The following is a 17,948-nucleotide window of genomic DNA, read 5'->3' on the forward strand; positions in this document are numbered from 1 at the left end:
AAATCCTCCTGAATTATTGGTTTCATTAGAAAAATATAAGGACTTGACAGTAGTCTACCTTAAAAAATTTTATGCTTTCTTTTAAAACCAATAAACGATTAATAATAGCTTAGAATGACGAAATGTATTCTAACACTCTCTATTTTAACATATTTTCATCCCTTTTTTCGATAAGAAAAGAAAACGTCTTTCTCTGTAAAAGATAGTAGTTGAGAAATTTTTTAATCATATAATAGAGAAAAAGACGAGGCAAATACTTTACAAAAGTTATTTGCTCGCCTGATTTGCATGATGGAACATACTTCGAATAAGGACTATTTAAATTAGGCTATGTTAAAGCTCATTGTTGTTTTTGGCACTATGTTGATCTTCGTTCCAAGCGTAAGACTCCTGCGGAAAATGCGAGTCAAAGGGAGACCCCACAGGCGCACAGCGCCGAGGAGGCTCCCGAACCGCCCGCGGAAAGCGAACGCCTGAAGCGGAAATCAACAGGAAAGTTTAACAGAGCCTTAAATTAAAAAGAATCACCTGATAGCAGCAGATATAATCAGTGTTGCTGGAATGTTTCCAATATTTTCGAAAAATTCGACTTTGAAACCCCTTCATATTGAGCCAATTCGTAAAGTTGAGGAAATATATTCCATGCATGAATCAACTGACTAATTGCCAAAAATAGCAATTGGATAACAATCACTTTAACTAACAACCGCTCAAACCTTTTCATTACAATCACTCCAACAAATTCTTGCTAAGAAAATTTTGTCCTTTACTTTCTTATTTTTATTATTAGAGCAATTTATGCAGTTTATTCAATTCTCGAGTCCTTTTTTCTTAAAGGATAATTGTACATCATAGCAAAAACGTAATATAAATTGCCGGTCACTTGGTGATACATCAAAAAATTGCAAGGAAACTTTATTATGCGTCTCATTATGTTCCCAAACTCTTATAACCGTTCCTTTTAATCTAGGATAATAGTATTCTCCATTTTGCAAGTGCAATACCATATACAATTCTAGAGCAGCACCTTCTTGTAAATAAGAAGTTTTCGGGACAATTAAAGCAGCTCCTCCTGCACTAATATCAGTAGTTACCGTTGTAAAAGGGGGAAAATCATTATTTAATGGATGGACGGCAATATCCAAACTTGCGTCAACCCGAACAAATTGTCTTCTCTGTATTTTTATTAATTGCTCTTTTGAAGGCATATGCAAAATAAGCATGGGAACATTTTCTTTTTTTCTTCCTAAAATTTCTGTTTGAAACATAAATACAGCACCTTCATTTGTAACAAAATTCACTTTTAATTGTGTGCCGTTTAATAAAAATGCTGTTTTATTTGTTTCTAAATGAATCGGATAATCTATATATAATTCTTTTTCACTTGTTTCTACAAGCTTGCATTTATATTGATCGGAGCTATCTGTATTAACCGGCTCTAGTATTAATGTATCTCCTATTTTTATCACGATAATTACCACTCTTTCTTTTGTAACAAATGACTTATAAACAGTTTTTCTACCATTTTTTCCTTTTATTATGGCATGTAACTTTCCTATTAAGCAATAGGATAGACTAAATATTCTGCGATAAGAGTCTTAATAATACGAAAAGGCTATAAGTATTTGATGGTAGCTTTTAATAAATCCAGCTTGTGCAAAGATTTATCCATAAAGTTCATCATATACTCATAGCCTTTTTTTCTGATTATTCCTTTTATTTATACTACTTCTTCATACACTGGTTCAGCATTTTTCAGTTTTTCTACTTTTTCTTCTATGCCGCTTTTAGCATTAATGTAAATTCTGTACGTATCGTTCCCAAGTGTACCAATAAATTCATAACAAAGGACTTCTTCATTTATGTCATTTATAATAATGGCTAATCCATCCTCCATTATTTTTACTTGTTTATTAATTTTTTTCTGTGCATCTGCTTTTGAGATAACAGGTTCTGCAATCTCTCTTTGTTTATGGGCCTGCAAATAATCCTCTGCAGCAAAACCAACAATATTTCCATTATCAAGAGCTACTTTCACTTTGGTGCTATCGGGATATATTTTTACCCCATCTATTTCTGTGACAAAAGAAAATACACCGATATTATTATATTGCATGCTTTCGAAAAGTGCGAGGTCTTTAAAATGATTGTCTTTTAAAAATTTCACCGCATTATTTCCTGCTTCATTTAAGCTTATCTTTTGTTTATTTACGTCTCTCGAAAGAATATACCAGATAGGATATCCACCTTTTTTTGTTATATCCATATTTGCTTCATGGTTTGAATCTTTGTCCAACAACGAAACACTATAGAAGCCATAATTAGAGCCTTTTCCATTTTCCGTTACTTTCGCTTCTATCTTTCCATTAAAATTTGCATACTTCTTAGCTGTTTTGACTGCTTCTTCTTTTGAAATGATGCTTCCTTCTAAATGTTTAAAATTTTCATCTTTTTTCTCCATATTTACATAGGTTGGTCCAAAAGAAGATTCTTTATAGCCTTCTACCTTTTGTTCTACTGTTTTTAAACCATCGACAATCGTATTGTCTTTTGCTTCATTCCCAGATGCTATTGCCATTTCCACATCCATCCATCGTAAATTATTTTTTAATACAATGTGTTGGACGTTTCGTAATTCATTTTGAATTTCTTCCGCTTGACCATATAAATTTTTTAATGAATTGTATTCTTTATCGGATAAAGGTTCTTTATTAAGATCTCTTACAGCTGTTCGATAGCTGAAATCGCCAATATTCGCTAGAAATTCTTCCGTTTTATTAAACGGTAGTAAAGTTAGGGGCAATTGACCTACATCACTATGCGCTTCAGAAGTTATTCTCCAAACATCTGCCAGCGCTGGCGATAATGAGTCTCTAGAATTCATCGCCAGAGTAGTTCCAATTTGATCATGCAATAAATCGATTTGATAGGTTAAGTCATGGAATGCTCGTTGATAACTGTTTTCTGCATTTATTAAAATAGCATTTTTTTCTTTATGTTCTTGATAGCCCCAAAATCCAACACCTGCAATTGCTATCACTAATAATGCGATTAATATTCCTCTTAACAATTTTTCCCACCTCTTTATTTACAGAAGATATGTTTTCCTATTTGTTTAATTTGTGGTCTCGTCCATATCCAACCGCTTGTTGCTGTATCTGGATTAAAATAATACAATGCACTACCAGTCGGATCCCACCCGTTAATCGCATCCAATACCGCTTCTTTCGCCGTTTCATTTGGAGTTAGCCAAATTTGTCCATCTGCTACTGCAGTAAATGCACGAGGTTCAAAAATAACACCAGAAACGGTATTCGGAAAAGATGCACTATTGACGCGATTTAAAATAACCGCAGCTACAGCAACTTGGCCAGTATATGGTTCTCCACGCGCTTCGCCATAGACAGCATTTGCCATTAATTGAATATCATTTTGCGAAAATCCATTTGGAACATTGGCAGCTGTTGGTTTATTTTTTGCTGCCCCTTCACCTGCACCTGCTGTTTTATTAGTTGTACCCTGTGTACCAGCTCCGCCAGTAGGCGCCTTTTTAGAAGTAGGAGTTTTTTGTTTATTTAAATCAACTCCACCATAATGGGAAAACTTTTTTCCTTGATTAATCTGATTCTTGACAAAATTCTCATTATATTTTGATGCATTTGCAAGCTTTAGTTTTGTTGTCCATCCTGCCAGTCCATCAATTGGTAAACCAAATTCATATTGGAAATTTCTTAATGCCCAATACGTCTGCCACCCAAAAACACCATCAATTTTCCCATTGTAAAAACCTAAATACTGAAGTCTCGCCTGCAGTTCAATTACATCATCGCCGACTGCTCCCTGTTGAATAACTTGATTAGAAAATGCATACGCTTTATGTTTTGCACCTTGTAACGGCGTCATCATTAGGCACAGAGAAAAAATGATGGTCATTTTTGCGAGTAATAATTTTTTATTCACGATTGTTACCCCCAGAAGTAAATACTATTAACATTAACCCTATTTTTTGTAGTAGTTGGTTTTTTATACAAAAAAAAAAAAAACAGAATGAGGCAGTTTCATTCTGTTTCTTTTATTCTTTTCTTCCCTTTATTTTTCAGAGTACTTAATAAACAAGAGGGTCGTGCATACTTTTCACAAAACATAATATCCCAAAGAATACAGACTGGTAATTTACTCCATCGGCATTTAGATTTCTCTTTTCTCTTTTCCCGTTGATCTTTGGTTGTTAATTCTTGTTAAAAAAGGAACACTCAGACATGAGATGGCAGCGATACGGAGGTCACGAAGCCCAGTACGCAGAAGAGGAACTATGACTGGACTGAAGAGACAACATAACGAAGATTTTCGACTGGTATGTTTGTTAGACTTTTGGAACACCCTCATTTAATTCACTTTTATATATTTTTGAAAATGTTCTTTACTTAATTCCCTTGCCATTCTTACTTTCCGCAACCCTATCCACCATAAAAAAAGCATAAACGGTGTTATAATTAGCAACCAGTTTTTTTGAATGGAAAGGATATAATCATAAATACCATGCAGCAAAACAGGAATAAACAACGAATAAAATACCCATTTACCTCTAGGCATCGTAAATTTTCCTTTTCCTAAATAGTACCCCATAATCACTCCGAATAAAGCATGGCTTGAAACTGGTAATAACGCTCTTCCTAACGCATATTCCACTCCATTTGCAATTAAATATAAAATATTTTCAACTGTGGCAAACCCTAAAGAAACAGACGCACCATAAACGATGCCATCATAAGGTTCATCAAATTCCACATGCTGATAAGCTGTATAATATAAAATAAACCATTTAAAAAACTCTTCTAATAAACTTGTTGAAAGTACGGCTCTCCAAATTCCATTGGTAAAAATCATTTCTACGTTTAAAACATATTGAATAAACATGATTGGAAAAACGAGTAACGCTCCAGAAATAAACGTTCTTAACACAAGGGAAATGGGTTCAGAATCATATTGATCTTTTAAATAAAAATAACTTAATAACGCTAAACCAGGAGCTATCCCAGCAGATACAATTGCCAACATATCCAAACCTCATTTCCCTTATTATACATTCTCATTATTGAGTTCGCTTTAAAATTTCCTCAGCTACTAACCCTCCATGAAAACGGCCATTTTCAATAAAAATTTCATTTGCATTATTACCTGCAGCTAATACACCAGCAACAAAAATACCTTTTACATTTGTTTCCATCGTTTCAGGGTTGTATATTGGTCTACCTGTTGATTCTTCCATTTCAACTCCCATTTTTTTAAGAAATTCATGATCAGGATGATAGCCTATCATGGCAAACACAAAGTCATTCTTTATTTCAAAAGATTTTCCATCCTTTTCGTAACGGAGTGTTTTCTCTGTGATTTCCATGACATTTGCATTAAATTCCATATGAATAATGCCATTTCGAACTAATGAATCAAATTCTGGAAGTATCCACGGTTTAATGCTTGTTGAATATTCACTTCCTCTATATAAAACAGTGACTCTTGCTCCTGCTTTTACAAGTTCAATCGCAGCATCGACACTTGAGTTTTTCCCTCCTACAACGACAACATCATGATCAAAATATGGATGTGCTTCCTTAAAATAATGCATAACTTTAGGAAGGTCTTCCCCAGGAACCTCCATATAGTTTGGATGATCATAATATCCTGTTGCTACGACAAGATAAGGAGTTATGTATTCGTTTTTTGTACTTTTTACGATAAATTCATCGTCTTTCGTTTTTTCTACTTCTAGTACTTCTTCATAAGCATTAATTCGCAGCTGTTTTCTTATTACGACTTCTCGATAATAGACTAAAGCTTGATTCCGGTTCGGTTTGTATTGCTCTGTTAAAAAAGGAACACCGCCAATTTCCAATTTTTCACTTGTACTAAAAAAAGTTTGGTGGGTTGGGTACCCATGTATGGCATTAACAACATTTCCTTTTTCAATAATAACCGGATTTAAATTTAATTCCTTTAAAGCAATAGCAGCAGCCAATCCACATGGCCCTCCGCCAATAATGATGGCTCCTTCTTTTTTCATAACATGTCACTCCTTACTAATTCATCCAGCCGGTAAGGGTTGGGCAAAACAAGCATTGTTTGTTTTTTCAGAAGGCACTGTTAAACGATCATGTTGTTTATGGGAAGGGAATCTGCGAAACTCCTGTGGAAAAACGGGCTGGCAAGACCCCCGAGTAGAGGTACGAGCGAGGTCATCCGCGGAAAGGGAGTGGATGACCTGACCTTTTGAAAATCAACAATAGAATTTAACAGAGCCTTTCAGAAAAAAATCTCCTAAAAATAGCATAGGAGATTTTCCGAAAATATACAATAGTTAAATAAGGATTTTAAATCCAGCCTCTGAATCTAGAAGCTTCCGCCATTTTTCTGACACCTACCATATAGGCAGCCAACCTCATGTCCACTCGTCTTATTTGAGCAGTTTCGTATATATTATTAAATGCTTTGCTCATTACCTTTTCCAATCTTTCTTCTACTTCTTCATCTGTCCAATAATAACCTTGATTATTTTGTACCCATTCAAAGTAAGAAACCGTTACACCACCAGCTGAAGCTAAAACATCTGGTACTAATAGGACTCCTTTTTCGGAAAGAATCCGTGTCGCTTCTATTGTTGTTGGACCATTCGCCGCTTCTACTACAATTTTTGCTTTAATATTATCGGCATTTTGTTCGGTAATTTGATTTTCAATAGCAGCTGGTACTAAAATATCGCATTCTAATTCTAATAGTTCTTTATTTGTAATCGTTTTGTTAAACAAATTCGTTACTGTTCCAAAGCTATCTCGTCTGTCTAATAAATAGTCGATATCCAAACCTTTTGGATCATAAAGGGCGCCATATGCATCTGATATACCAATAATTTTTGCACCAGCATCATGCATAAATTTAGCAAGAAAACTGCCCGCATTTCCAAAGCCTTGAACAACAACACGAGCTCCTTCAATAGAAATATTTTTGCGCTTAGCTGCTTCTCTGATACAAATAGTTACCCCTTTTGCTGTAGCCGTCTCTCTTCCATGAGAACCACCTAGAACAAGAGGTTTTCCCGTAATAAAACCAGGAGAATTAAACTCATCTATTCTACTATACTCATCCATCATCCATGCCATGATTTGAGAATTTGTAAACACATCCGGTGCAGGAATATCCTTCGTCGGACCAACAATTTGACTAATTGCACGAACATACCCACGACTAAGGCGCTCTAATTCACGAAAAGACATTTCTCTGGGATCACAGACAATCCCACCCTTTCCACCACCATACGGGAGATCTACAATGCCACATTTTAAACTCATCCAAATGGATAATGCTTTTACTTCAGTTTCTGTAACTTGCGGATGGAAACGAATTCCTCCTTTTGTTGGACCAACTGCATCATTATGCTGAGCCCGGTAGCCAGTAAAAATTTGAACACTTCCGTTATCCATTCGTACAGGAATCTTAACAGTCATCATCCGGACAGGTTCTTTTAATAATTCATACACTTCATCTGAATATCCTAATTTATTTAATGCTTTATGAATAATTGTTTGTGTTGATTTTAACACATTATGCTCTTCTTCCAATTGGTTTATGTCACTAGATTTTTTGGCTACCATTATTGATCCTCCTAAAAAACTACAAAATAATTATTTTTATAATCTTAGAAAAGTAGAAGCAAGTTCATAGTAAACTACTATTTTTTGTATGTTGATGTAGCTTTTTGTTATATAATGAAGATTTCGTTATGATTTTTAGACCATTTTCAAAACTAGTATACACGTTTCGATTCATAATGCAAGTATTCTATTTATTATCGAAACTGCCACTTTGTTACTATTATTAGTATGGGTAGATGTTTATTCCTCATTTATTTCATTATCGTATTTTCATCTGATAATACTCTGTTTATCCGTCATCTCCCCTATAAGTTTAATATGTAAAATGGGCTTAAACATATATCTTATCTAAGTGAATTTTATCCAATTAAAAATGGGGAAAATCTTGTTTCTATTTTAACATTTTTATAATGTTTTACCAGTAGCATGCACTTGTTTAATGTCTTTTTTCTGTAAATTTTATTTCCACCCTGTATCAAAAAAGGTGAAACTTCTATCAGTAGGGCTTTATCCTTACTAATAGAAGTTTCACCTTTCCTTTTTATATAGGCTCTGTTAAACTTGCCCGTTGATTGCAGCGAGAGGCATTCGCTTTCCGCGGGCGGTCTGGGAGCCTCCTCGGCGCTGTACGCCTGCGGGGTCTCCCTTTGACTCGCTTTTCACCGCAGGAGTCTCACGCCTTCCGCTCCAATCAACAAAGTATCAAAATCAACAATTAGCTTTAACACAGCCTTTATATAAGAACAATTATGCTGCTCTTATAAGGGAATTTGCTCCAGTTCATTTAAAAATAGGTTGTTATGATTTCAATAGCTTTGTTTTCACAAATTGTATTTCCATATTCTTGTATAAGATAAACACTAGTTAAGGAACATTCTCCATACTCCCCTAATAACGCTACCATTTGCTCTTCTCTTTTTGTCATTACATCAGCAAAACATATATAATAAATTCCATCTTTACAATAAAGGGATCCACCTTTAAAGCCTACATGGTCGAGCTGCTTGCATACTTGTATTACATCTTCTAATTCCTTAAATTCAAATAGCATATCGACTGTTTCTTCTACGGTTACCTGCATTTCCAAAAACCCTTCATTTAAGAGTTCCTCTTCGTCATTCTCTTGATCGCTCATCGTTAATATCATAACCATTCCCTGTGCTTTTAAAGAAAAAATTTCCACTGCAACAGAACCATTTATTTCTAATCCGAACTGATCATTTGCTTCCTCTAGCATTTCATGAAAAAAATACTGCCATTTCATCGAGTCTTTCCAAATATCATCCTTTGTTAAGCCACGTTCATATAAGTCATCAAAAGTCAGATGTATTTTTATTCTGTTATAATTTAATCTCTCTAAGCGCATGACATTGCCTCCTGCTCCTTGAAAAAACTCTTACTGTAGCTTATGAAGCAGAAAGAAAAGGGTGATTCGTTTTAAATGAACATGTCATGTATAAGTGTGTATTAAAAAGGAAACCAATTAGCAGCAGCCAAGAACAAAAGCGCAAGCGCCTTGAACAGCTCTGAAGAAAAATGTTCACATGACTCAAAAAGTGCTTTTTACTTTTAGAGGCATGGGGTTATTTTTCACAAGAGCTAGGCGCTGGAGCTAGATGCGGACCCAACCGCTAAGTTATCCACAACTCCGTTTCGTTTATAATTTCCTATAAAACAAAGAAATTAGAGGCTTTCATTTAATGACTTTTTGAACTTCCTTAATTAAAATTTTACTGATCTAGTGTATTTTTTATTTTAATAACATGTGTTTCTGGTTTTGCTCCCAGGCGCAGTGATACGGAGGTTGTTCCATAGCCGTTGCTGGTTAATATCGTTGTATCGCCAATAACTTTTGTTCTTCCAATCTCATATGGACCAAAACCAAAAATTCTTATTTGACCACCATGTGTATGTCCGCTTAAAACGAATGTAATTTGATCCTCTTCTTTTATTTCTTTTATAATCTTCGGATTGTGACTTAACAAAATTTTAAAATTTTCCTTCTTCACTTCTTTTAGAGTGCTTTCTAAATCATCCATTTCCATAGAATAATCTTCAATTCCAATTAAAGACCATTCTTCGCATTGTTCCGAATGAAAGGTTACTGCTTTATTGTCTAGTATGATTACCTTTTCTTCTGACAATAATTGTTTCAAATGATCTGTATTCACTTCATAATCATTATTTCCCCAAATAAAGTATACGTCTCCGATTTTTTTTAACTTTTGAATATTTTCTTTTACTTGCTGAAAACTAACTCCTTTTTCCAATAAATCTCCACCAATTATCACCATATCTACAATACCTATTACTTCCTCTATTACACTATCTGCAATACGTCTTCTATGTATATCTGAAATAAAAAACATCGAAACTTCTTTAAAAGAACGGGGAAAATTCGGAAAATAAAGCATTTCATATTTTATATTGTTTTCATGAGCCTCTTGATACATTTTCGAGACGATCCATCCTCCAACTATTATTAAGGGCATTAATAGAATAAAAATTCCCATTTATTTTTCCTCTCCTCTTGCTCGTTAGCAAATTTTCATTTTATTTTACAAACTCTCCATTAAAAACATAAAAGCTCATTAAAAAGAAAAGCATGAAATAGAAATATTTTCATATTATTTAAAGATTATAACATTTTAAAGGAGGACTTTTTTATGAGTTCGTTTTATAAACAATATCATCCTTATATAAGCCCAAATGATCCATGTCCGCCTATGAAAACAAAAACGTATTCCACTCCACCGAATTTATACATGGGTTTTCAACCACCAAATTTGCCACAATTTTCCCCAATGGAAGCTTTAAGAGCAGGGACTTTATGGAAGGCATTTTATGATCCTTATTATAGCCCCTATGAAAAAAGGGAAGGAGATAGATCATGACGAAACAACTGCCAGCAGAATATTATCAGTTGTTAGAACAGCTACAGGCAGTTGATTTTGTCCTAGTTGAATTAACCCTATACTTAGATATACACCACCATGACGAAGATGCCATCAATCAATTTAACCACTATGTACAAGAAAGAGAAAAATTTAAAAAGTTATATGAAAGCAAGTATGGTCCATTACTTCAATTTGGAAATAGTTACTCCGGAACTCCATGGGATTGGGATTCTACACCATGGCCCTGGCAAGTGTAATTAGAAAAGCGGAAGCGGCTTGAACAGCTCTGAAGAAAAATGTTCACATGACTCAAAAAGTGCTTTTATCTTTAGAAAGGAGACATATATCATATGTGGTTATATGAAAAAAAATTACAGTATCCTGTAAAAGTGAGCACCTGTAATCCAATGTTAGCAAAATTTCTCATTGAACAATATGGTGGGGCAGACGGCGAACTAGCGGCAGCTCTCCGATATATTAACCAACGCTACTCCATTCCTGATCGTGTTATTGGCCTGCTGACAGATATAGGAACAGAAGAGTTTGCTCATCTCGAAATGATTGCTACCATGATCTATAAACTAACCAAAGATGCGACTCCAGACCAATTAAAAGCAGCAGGACTTGGGGAACATTATGTTAATCATGATCATGCACTATTTTACCAAAATGCAAGCGGGGTTCCGTGGACTGCCAGCTATATTGCAGCAAAAGGCGATCCAATTGCTGATTTGTATGAAGACATTGCTGCAGAAGAAAAAGCAAGAGCAACTTATCAATGGATTATTAATATGAGTGATGATCCTGATATAAATGACAGTCTACGTTTTTTACGTGAAAGAGAAATTATCCACTCGCAGCGTTTTCGAGAAGCAGTGGAAATATTAAAAGAAGAGCGTGATCGAAAAAAATTTTTTTAATAAATTAATAAAAAGAAAGCCATCATATAGCATTCGTTTTAATGTTATATGATGGCTCTCTTCATTTCGTTTCATGAAATAAATTAATGTCATATTGCTGTTTCATCATGTTAAACACTTGATGACGATTTTTCCACGCTTCTTCTTTTTTCCATAAATCTTTACTTTTATCAATTATTTCACAGCGCAGTTCATGGAATTCTTTTTCCGCTTTCTCTTTTTTCTGTTTTAATATATTCATAAAACCGAAAGATCCAATAATAAGCAGCATTGCATATAAATGAACATTTTCTTGAACAAGAACGGAAAACATTGCTGCAAAGGAATAATTATAAGGAACAGCAACTTGTTTATAGAACCAGTATGTATAAACAAATGTTAAAAAAATAGTCAACCACATAATAAACAAATGTATTTTTTTTAATCCATCATATTTCCGCTTCTTTTCAACCAATTTTTGCAGCATCGCTTTTGTTGCTTCATCCGTATCATGATCTAACTTTTGTATATAATCTTCCATAACCTACTCTTCCTTTCCTATCCAAACCTTTTCTATTCGGCATATAAAAATATATGAGGCTATAGGACAAGTTAGAATAATATTTTGGTCTAATCAGAATTATAAGTTAGATAACTGCCTAGCTCCAACGGCGATGACCAAGGAGGCTGCGCTTTTTCTTCTTATGGAAGAGGGATTTTTAAAATTTGACCAAGTCGTATTTCATTACTTTGTAAATGATTTGCTTCTTTTATTATTTCTACACTTACATTATATTTCAACGAAATTCGATATAAATTTTCGTTCTTTTGTACGGTATGATATTTCACTTTTCCTTCCGATGCTTCGCCTACAGAAGAATTGGGTTCGGTTTTACGGTCTTTGGGTTCGGTTTTAGTTTCTTTTGGTTCCGTTTTAGTCTCAACGAATTCAGATTTAGGGTCTTGATAAGAAGGAAGCGATTCGTTTTTTGTTCCTTTCTCTTTTGCAACTTGTTTTGTCTTTTTATTTAAGGAACTTTCCTCTGATTGAACCGTTTTGCTTTCGTTCTTATCTGCTTGTTTATTCGTTATTTGATTTGCACCTTTATCTGTACGGTCAATTTCTTTCTTTTCATTTTGATGCTTGTTGTCATTATTTATTTTCTCTTCTGCTTTTTCGTTTATGCCATCTTCTTTTTTCACAGACTCTTCTGTTTTATCTCCTTCTTTTTCCTTTGCTGCTTCAATCGTCTCCGCATCTTCTTCATTTTGTTGTATATCGACTTTTTCAAATTGATCAGACGACGAATCCACTGGAACAATGTTAGAGAACCAACGCTCAGAAATAGTTTTATTAATAACTAACAAACTAATAGGCAATAAAATGAAGATAAAAACTAATAAAGTTATGATAGGTGTTTTTAATTTCTTCTTTTTTCTTTTATTACGATGAACTCTGCTTCTAGGTGGAAATTTTTCATTCTCATTTTCTGCTTCTATTGCAGCTGCCGTTTGTTCCACCGATTTATCTATACGAGAGATTCTCTTTTTTCCCTTTTCTGCCTGCACTCGATAAGGATCTTCTTTCGTCATAACATCCCTTCCCTAACTATTTATTCTTTTCTGTTTTTTCTTAAGGCTGTTTTTTCAAAGTTTGTTGTTTTCCACTAAAAAAATGGGAGAAGAAGTACTCAGCAGACTGAATACACGTAGACTCCTGTGGGAATGCGAGAAAGACGAGACCCCACAGGAGCGTATAGCGACGAGGAGGCTCGACGCTCGCTAAACGGACGAAGTGTATTCAGGCTGCGAATTTAAAAGCAACGATCTATACGAAAACAGCCTTTCTTAATTAGTACTCTTTTTATAGCCAAACAGTTTATATCTGATAATCATTCCTAGCAGGAAATCGATAGTAAAATGCATGATAATTGTAACTGAAAGATTATTCGTTATTTGAAATAAATACCCCATCAGAAAACTTAATACAATAATATTTGCAAATAAAAAACGATTAAATAAATATCGGTAGTGAATAATCGCAAAAATGACACTGCTGATTAACAAACCTAATTTTGTTTGTACTATGCCTCGAAACAAAATCTCTTCGCTAATAGCAACCACCGCTGCAATAATCATAATATGAAATGGGTTTCTGCCAGTAAAAATACGGTGATTTATCCCGCCGTCATCTTGATATTTTTCAGGTAAAATGTTCATGAAAAGAATATCTATTGCCACGATGACTACACCAGACGCTAAACCAATTAAAAAATGATTGAAATGAAACCGAAATAGTGTAAAAAACGACAGATCCAATTTAAAAACAAACATACCTAAAATGACGGATACAATCAATAATAATAGTTGTGTAAAATATAAATGCTTAACTAATTCTTTATCTGACAATTGATTGATCATGTGAAAATATCTTTCTTTATTCATTTGACCACTCACTTTTTAAAAGAATTCGCGCTAAAAGCTCTTTCCAGTTTTCTATATGGGAGTGGTTCAAATTTATTGTGCGACTCTTATCATAGTCGGACATATCTAAGCCGCATTTATCACAACATTTTTGTGAAAATGACGGTTTATTTTCTTCTGCAAAATACGTTGTAATCAATATTCTTCGACAATGTTCAGCATGAATCCAATTTAAAAAACCAGCTATTTTTTGTTTCTTGTTTTCTAAACGAATAGTGCGGTGCCGTTTATAAGCATGCAGTTTTTTTAATAACAAGGACATGTCGTGTTTTTCCGATTGAATGTACGCTTCTAACACACGCCACTGGACTTCAGAAAAATGATGCTCTAACCAGTTTTTTTCTGACTTTTCCCAATCATCATACTTATTATACTGTAACAGAGACATTTCCAGCTGTTTTATTTGCAGTTCAGAAGGCCATTCCATCTCTGCTAATTGGTAGGCAATAAATTCATCTCCAGGCGTATATAAAAGGATGGAAATGCTTTGAAGTTGGTCTCTTCCAGCACGGCCTATTTCTTGAAGATACGATTCAAACTGGGAAGGCATATGAAAATGGATGACAAAACGAATATTTTCTTTGTTAATACCCATTCCAAATGCACTAGTTGCACAAATAATGTCTAACTGTCCATGAAGAAATTGCTGTTGAATGAGGATTCTATCTTCCTGTGTCATTCCTCCATGATAGCTCGTACAATTCACTTTGCTTTTTTCGCGAAGATATGCTGCAGTTTGTTCCGCTATTTTTTTGCTGGAAAAATAAATAATTCCAGGACCTTGTAATGTTTGTACTAAATGTACTAATCGGTTCATTTTCTCTTTCAAAGAAAAGAGTTTTTCCACTGAAAGAGCAATATTTGGGCGATTAACCGAATAAACCACTTCTTTCACTTCTTGTAAAAACAATGATTCTTTTATATCGTTTCTAATTTCTTCTGTTGCCGTTGCTGTTAAAGCTAACGTAACAGGGTTGTTTAATTCCTTTCTGACAAATCCAATTTTTTGGTATTCTGGGCGGAAATCATAGCCCCATTGCGAAATACAATGTGCTTCATCAATAACAAATAAACTAATTTTTAATGATTTAAATACCGCTAATACATGGTCATTACTTATCATTTCTGGAGAGATAAACAAAAACTTATATTTCCTTATATTTTGCAGCACATCATTTTTTTCTGATTTTGACAAAAAGGAGTTTAAAGCAACCACTCTTTTTTCCCCATTCATTTTCATCTGTTCTACTTGATCCTGCATTAATGAAAGCAATGGAGAAATAATAATTACTATACCTTCCAGCAACATTCCTGGAAATTGATAGCATAGAGATTTCCCTGTTCCAGTTGGCAGCATAGCCAATGTATGATTGCTTTCTAAAATAGAAGCAATCACTTCTTCTTGCCCAGGTCTAAACGCATCAAAATGAAATAATTGTTGTAAACTTTTTTCTAAATTCACCACTTATCCCCTAACCTTGCTAAAACAACTCGTATTTCAAAATAACTTACATTCGCTAATCTTTCTTTTAACTGTTTTAATGACTTGGAGGAGGTTTGCTTCGCACAATTTTCAATCTGTTTTATTTTGTCTTCTGCAACAAATTCATTAATAAGGAATGAAGGAATATTTAATACCATTTCGACTATATGATCTTCAATGGTACTTTGTTTTAATTGACGAATACGGCAAATTTCTTCTACTGAATATCCTAATTGCAAATACTCATATGTTGTTGCAGTTGATTTTGTCAGTGATAAAAAATGAGAATTGGTATTTATCATTTTCTTCAATAAAGGGAAACGTTGCTCATTTTCGATAATTCGTTCTATCATATAATGAAGAATAGATAAAAAACATACATGATAATAGTCATGATCCATCTGTAATTGTTCTGCTGCCTGCTGAGAAGTCAATCCTACATAATCCACTCCTGTCAATCGAACGATTAAATATCGTGGATCCCCTTCTATTTTTTCCAGACATTCGATTATTTCTTTATAAAGCTGTTTACTTAACTCGTTTCGTGGAATTTTTACGGAATAAATGGTTTCCTTTAGCCAATCTTGAACGAAACGATCTCTTTGAACAGGAAGATAGCGGACTTTACTTACAGCAAGATGGGAAGTTACTTGCACAAACAAGGAAAGCCTTTCCCAGAAAACAGTTGTCAATTGATAGTATCTCCAACCTTTTAAACGGGGAATCGGGCACTTTTGCAATAAATCTTTTATCTTATTATATTTTTCTTTTTTCACGACATAATGCTGATCACTGACTTTATGTATCCACCCATTTTCTTCAAGCTTTGTTATAACTTTTTCAAAATCTGCCCGTGTTAAAGATGGAAATGTTTGAAATAATGCTGTTAATTGAAAAAGATGAATATCTTGGATCGTTTGAGATGATTTTTTTCCATTTAACATGTGTAAAATAGAATAAATCGTTCTTTCCCCATTTATTATTTGCATACAATGTAATACTAATGTCTCCATAAAGGACATATAACGCTTCTCCTTTAAATGATGGTATGACCGATATTTGTAAAAATTATACCTATATTCTATCATGAAATCGTATTTTTTCGACAATTTACACAAGGAAAATGAAAGAAAATTACCTTACTTATAAAAGAACTACTTATTTTTTATTGAAAAGTTGTAGATTCAGTTTTACAATAGGGTAATAGTGAGTAGTATCATTTGTAAACAATGAATATCACTTTACTAAAAATATTGGAGGTTTTGCGACTCATGGCAAAATATACTATCGTAGATAAAGACACATGTATTGCGTGTGGAGCTTGTGGAGCTGCTGCACCAGACATTTATGATTATGATGATGAAGGCCTTGCATTTGTTACTTTAGATGATAATGAAGGTACTGCAGAAGTTCCTGAAGTTTTATTAGATGATATGTTAGATGCTTTTGAAGGCTGCCCAACAGATTCAATTAAAGTAGCTGACGAGCCGTTTGAAGGCGACGCACTTAAATTTGAATAGTAGAAAAAAGGAAGCGGTATGAATACCAGCTTCCTTTTTCTTTATACATTTCGATATTGTATTTGTTTTTGAATCCATACACTCATTTTAGTAAAAATAAGCATAAAGATTGCAGAAATGATGACACCTTTTAATAGATTAAAAGGCAAAATACCTTTTATTACTGTTTCTCTAATATCCATCGGGAACTTCGTTAATTCTATAAATACTGGCAAAAGGACAAAATAATTAAATAAACTTAACGCCACAGTCATTGACAGCGTACTGATTATTAGTCCGACAACCATTCCTCTTTTGGACTTCATTTTTTGATAAATATAATAACTTGGAAGTATAAAGGATACACCAGCAAGAAAGTTTGCCATATGTCCAACTGGAATGCCAGTTTCGCTTCCTGTGATAAAATAATCGATGATATTTTTGATTAATTCTACTAAAATACCAGCAGCAGGTCCAAAGATTAACGCCGCAATTAATGCAGGTACATCGCTAAAATCAATGAGCAGCCAGTTTGGAAATGGCGGTATCGGAAAATTAAGCATCATTAAAACATAAGCTAAACCGCTTAACATCCCAACCGATACATAAGTTCTTACATTCATCTTTTTTCTCATTTTCCTCTTCTCCTTTTCAGGATCCATCTCACCTAAAGAAGAAAGATTCTAGCATTGTTCACACAGCCTAAATAAACCCCAAAAACCCCCAAGTCATAGTACACTTGAGGGAGAGTTATAAAGGTATGCTAAACAAACGTTCGTATATATATATTTTGAACGGTGCAGAACCTCCATCTTCTCCCATCCAGACTGTACTGTCGGTTTTGGATTTTCACCAAATCAACCTACCGAAATAGGTTCACGGACTTTGAAGGCCACCCTTCATCACCGCCGGTCGGGAATTTCACCCTGCCCCGAAGATAGATCAATATTAATTTTAAATACATATATTATTATACAAAATAAACATCATTCTGTGAAGAAGTTAGCATTAAACTCACCGGATTTATGTATAAATTATAT

19 protein-coding genes and 1 riboswitch are annotated in these 17,948 nt (G+C 34.1%); of the genes, 4 read left to right on the plus strand and 15 right to left on the minus strand.

From position 1 onward, the window contains the following. Positions 1-547: 547 nt before the first annotated feature. The 9 genes from ACTXGU_RS02840 to ACTXGU_RS02880 form a co-directional block, all read right to left on the minus strand. The gene (locus tag ACTXGU_RS02840; protein WP_443479981.1) at positions 548-724 is read right to left on the minus strand and encodes a YpfB family protein; all 177 of its coding nucleotides are present in this window, start codon (positions 722-724) and stop codon (positions 548-550) included. Between the two features lie 85 nt (positions 725-809). Then, a complete protein-coding gene (locus tag ACTXGU_RS02845; RefSeq protein WP_443479982.1) occupies positions 810-1,469 on the minus strand; it encodes a flagellar brake protein in 660 nt (219 codons plus the stop codon). Between the two features lie 251 nt (positions 1,470-1,720). Further along, on the minus strand, positions 1,721-3,070 hold the full coding sequence (gene ypeB, locus ACTXGU_RS02850) for a germination protein YpeB (RefSeq protein ID WP_443479983.1): 1,350 nt from the start codon (positions 3,068-3,070) through the stop codon (positions 1,721-1,723). 14 nt (positions 3,071-3,084) lie between these two features. Then, complete coding sequence (sleB, locus tag ACTXGU_RS02855) at positions 3,085-3,960, minus strand: spore cortex-lytic enzyme (protein WP_443479984.1); 876 nt, start codon at positions 3,958-3,960, stop codon at positions 3,085-3,087. Positions 3,961-4,386: 426 nt separating this feature from the next. Beyond that, a complete protein-coding gene (gene prsW / locus ACTXGU_RS02860; RefSeq protein WP_443479985.1) occupies positions 4,387-5,058 on the minus strand; it encodes a glutamic-type intramembrane protease PrsW in 672 nt (223 codons plus the stop codon). A 34-nt stretch (positions 5,059-5,092) separates the two neighbouring features. After that, positions 5,093-6,061 (minus strand): YpdA family putative bacillithiol disulfide reductase, encoded by a 969-nt coding sequence (locus ACTXGU_RS02865; protein WP_443479986.1) that lies wholly within the window; start codon positions 6,059-6,061, stop codon positions 5,093-5,095. Between the two features lie 307 nt (positions 6,062-6,368). Further along, entirely contained in the window at positions 6,369-7,646 is a 1,278-nt protein-coding gene (locus tag ACTXGU_RS02870) for a Glu/Leu/Phe/Val family dehydrogenase (RefSeq protein ID WP_443479987.1), read from the minus strand. 784 nt (positions 7,647-8,430) lie between these two features. Beyond that, positions 8,431-9,012, minus strand: a complete 582-nt coding sequence (locus ACTXGU_RS02875; protein ID WP_443479988.1) for a genetic competence negative regulator — start codon at positions 9,010-9,012, stop codon at positions 8,431-8,433. A 364-nt stretch (positions 9,013-9,376) separates the two neighbouring features. Then, entirely contained in the window at positions 9,377-10,159 is a 783-nt protein-coding gene (locus tag ACTXGU_RS02880; protein WP_443479989.1) for a metallophosphoesterase, read from the minus strand. 153 nt (positions 10,160-10,312) lie between these two features. On the opposite strand from ACTXGU_RS02880, the gene ACTXGU_RS02885 reads away from it, so the two are divergent. From ACTXGU_RS02885 to ACTXGU_RS02895, 3 genes are all read left to right on the plus strand, one after another. Continuing rightward, positions 10,313-10,540, plus strand: a complete 228-nt coding sequence (locus ACTXGU_RS02885) for a spore coat associated protein CotJA (RefSeq protein ID WP_443479990.1) — start codon at positions 10,313-10,315, stop codon at positions 10,538-10,540. Then, complete coding sequence (locus ACTXGU_RS02890; protein ID WP_443479991.1) at positions 10,537-10,800, plus strand: spore coat protein CotJB; 264 nt, start codon at positions 10,537-10,539, stop codon at positions 10,798-10,800. Before ACTXGU_RS02885 ends, ACTXGU_RS02890 begins: the two co-directional genes overlap by 4 nt. Before the next feature lie 93 nt (positions 10,801-10,893). Continuing rightward, a complete protein-coding gene (locus tag ACTXGU_RS02895; protein WP_443479992.1) occupies positions 10,894-11,463 on the plus strand; it encodes a manganese catalase family protein in 570 nt (189 codons plus the stop codon). A 61-nt stretch (positions 11,464-11,524) separates the two neighbouring features. Here ACTXGU_RS02895 and ACTXGU_RS02900 read toward each other — a convergent pair whose 3' ends face one another. The 5 genes from ACTXGU_RS02900 to ACTXGU_RS02920 all read right to left on the minus strand — a co-directional run bounded on the left by ACTXGU_RS02900 (position 11,525) and on the right by ACTXGU_RS02920 (position 16,431). After that, the gene (locus ACTXGU_RS02900) at positions 11,525-11,983 is read right to left on the minus strand and encodes a DUF2663 family protein (RefSeq protein WP_443479993.1); all 459 of its coding nucleotides are present in this window, start codon (positions 11,981-11,983) and stop codon (positions 11,525-11,527) included. A gap of 161 nt (positions 11,984-12,144) precedes the next feature. Continuing rightward, positions 12,145-13,035, minus strand: coding sequence for a LysM peptidoglycan-binding domain-containing protein (locus ACTXGU_RS02905; protein ID WP_443479994.1), 891 nt, complete (start codon positions 13,033-13,035; stop codon positions 12,145-12,147). Positions 13,036-13,290: 255 nt separating this feature from the next. Continuing rightward, complete coding sequence (locus ACTXGU_RS02910) at positions 13,291-13,887, minus strand: lysostaphin resistance A-like protein (RefSeq protein ID WP_443479995.1); 597 nt, start codon at positions 13,885-13,887, stop codon at positions 13,291-13,293. Then, entirely contained in the window at positions 13,880-15,388 is a 1,509-nt protein-coding gene (locus ACTXGU_RS02915) for a RecQ family ATP-dependent DNA helicase (protein WP_443479996.1), read from the minus strand. The genes ACTXGU_RS02910 and ACTXGU_RS02915 overlap by 8 nt, the downstream gene beginning before the upstream one ends. Beyond that, positions 15,385-16,431, minus strand: coding sequence for a helix-turn-helix domain-containing protein (locus ACTXGU_RS02920; RefSeq protein WP_443479997.1), 1,047 nt, complete (start codon positions 16,429-16,431; stop codon positions 15,385-15,387). The genes ACTXGU_RS02915 and ACTXGU_RS02920 overlap by 4 nt, the downstream gene beginning before the upstream one ends. Before the next feature lie 249 nt (positions 16,432-16,680). Between ACTXGU_RS02920 and ACTXGU_RS02925 the strand changes: the two genes are divergently transcribed. Next, positions 16,681-16,929 (plus strand): ferredoxin, encoded by a 249-nt coding sequence (locus tag ACTXGU_RS02925; protein ID WP_443479998.1) that lies wholly within the window; start codon positions 16,681-16,683, stop codon positions 16,927-16,929. Between the two features lie 41 nt (positions 16,930-16,970). Here the strand turns inward: ACTXGU_RS02925 and ACTXGU_RS02930 are convergent, their stop codons facing one another. Continuing rightward, positions 16,971-17,543 (minus strand): ECF transporter S component, encoded by a 573-nt coding sequence (locus tag ACTXGU_RS02930; protein WP_443479999.1) that lies wholly within the window; start codon positions 17,541-17,543, stop codon positions 16,971-16,973. Between the two features lie 171 nt (positions 17,544-17,714). Beyond that, a riboswitch (FMN riboswitch) is annotated at positions 17,715-17,851 on the minus strand. Positions 17,852-17,948: the final 97 nt, after the last annotated feature.

The sequence above is a fragment of the Niallia sp. 01092 genome (assembly GCF_052318935.1).
In the GTDB taxonomy this organism is placed as follows: Bacteria; Bacillota; Bacilli; order Bacillales; family Cytobacillaceae; genus Niallia.

What these genes read in the sequence shown, in the direction of transcription:
- ACTXGU_RS02840 (WP_443479981.1), bottom strand. Translation starts at nt 724, where the DNA reads ATGAAAAGGTTTGAGCGGTTGTTAGTTAAAGTGATTGTTATCCAATTG.
- prsW (WP_443479985.1), bottom strand. Translation starts at nt 5,058, where the DNA reads ATGTTGGCAATTGTATCTGCTGGGATAGCTCCTGGTTTAGCGTTATTA.
- ACTXGU_RS02865 (WP_443479986.1), bottom strand. Translation starts at nt 6,061, where the DNA reads ATGAAAAAAGAAGGAGCCATCATTATTGGCGGAGGGCCATGTGGATTG.
- ACTXGU_RS02870 (WP_443479987.1), bottom strand. Translation starts at nt 7,646, where the DNA reads ATGGTAGCCAAAAAATCTAGTGACATAAACCAATTGGAAGAAGAGCAT.
- ACTXGU_RS02875 (WP_443479988.1), bottom strand. Translation starts at nt 9,012, where the DNA reads ATGCGCTTAGAGAGATTAAATTATAACAGAATAAAAATACATCTGACT.
- ACTXGU_RS02880 (WP_443479989.1), bottom strand. Translation starts at nt 10,159, where the DNA reads ATGGGAATTTTTATTCTATTAATGCCCTTAATAATAGTTGGAGGATGG.
- ACTXGU_RS02885 (WP_443479990.1), top strand. Translation starts at nt 10,313, where the DNA reads ATGAGTTCGTTTTATAAACAATATCATCCTTATATAAGCCCAAATGAT.
- ACTXGU_RS02890 (WP_443479991.1), top strand. Translation starts at nt 10,537, where the DNA reads ATGACGAAACAACTGCCAGCAGAATATTATCAGTTGTTAGAACAGCTA.
- ACTXGU_RS02895 (WP_443479992.1), top strand. Translation starts at nt 10,894, where the DNA reads ATGTGGTTATATGAAAAAAAATTACAGTATCCTGTAAAAGTGAGCACC.
- ACTXGU_RS02900 (WP_443479993.1), bottom strand. Translation starts at nt 11,983, where the DNA reads ATGGAAGATTATATACAAAAGTTAGATCATGATACGGATGAAGCAACA.
- ACTXGU_RS02905 (WP_443479994.1), bottom strand. Translation starts at nt 13,035, where the DNA reads ATGACGAAAGAAGATCCTTATCGAGTGCAGGCAGAAAAGGGAAAAAAG.
- ACTXGU_RS02910 (WP_443479995.1), bottom strand. Translation starts at nt 13,887, where the DNA reads ATGAATAAAGAAAGATATTTTCACATGATCAATCAATTGTCAGATAAA.
- ACTXGU_RS02920 (WP_443479997.1), bottom strand. Translation starts at nt 16,431, where the DNA reads ATGTCCTTTATGGAGACATTAGTATTACATTGTATGCAAATAATAAAT.
- ACTXGU_RS02925 (WP_443479998.1), top strand. Translation starts at nt 16,681, where the DNA reads ATGGCAAAATATACTATCGTAGATAAAGACACATGTATTGCGTGTGGA.
- ACTXGU_RS02930 (WP_443479999.1), bottom strand. Translation starts at nt 17,543, where the DNA reads ATGAGAAAAAAGATGAATGTAAGAACTTATGTATCGGTTGGGATGTTA.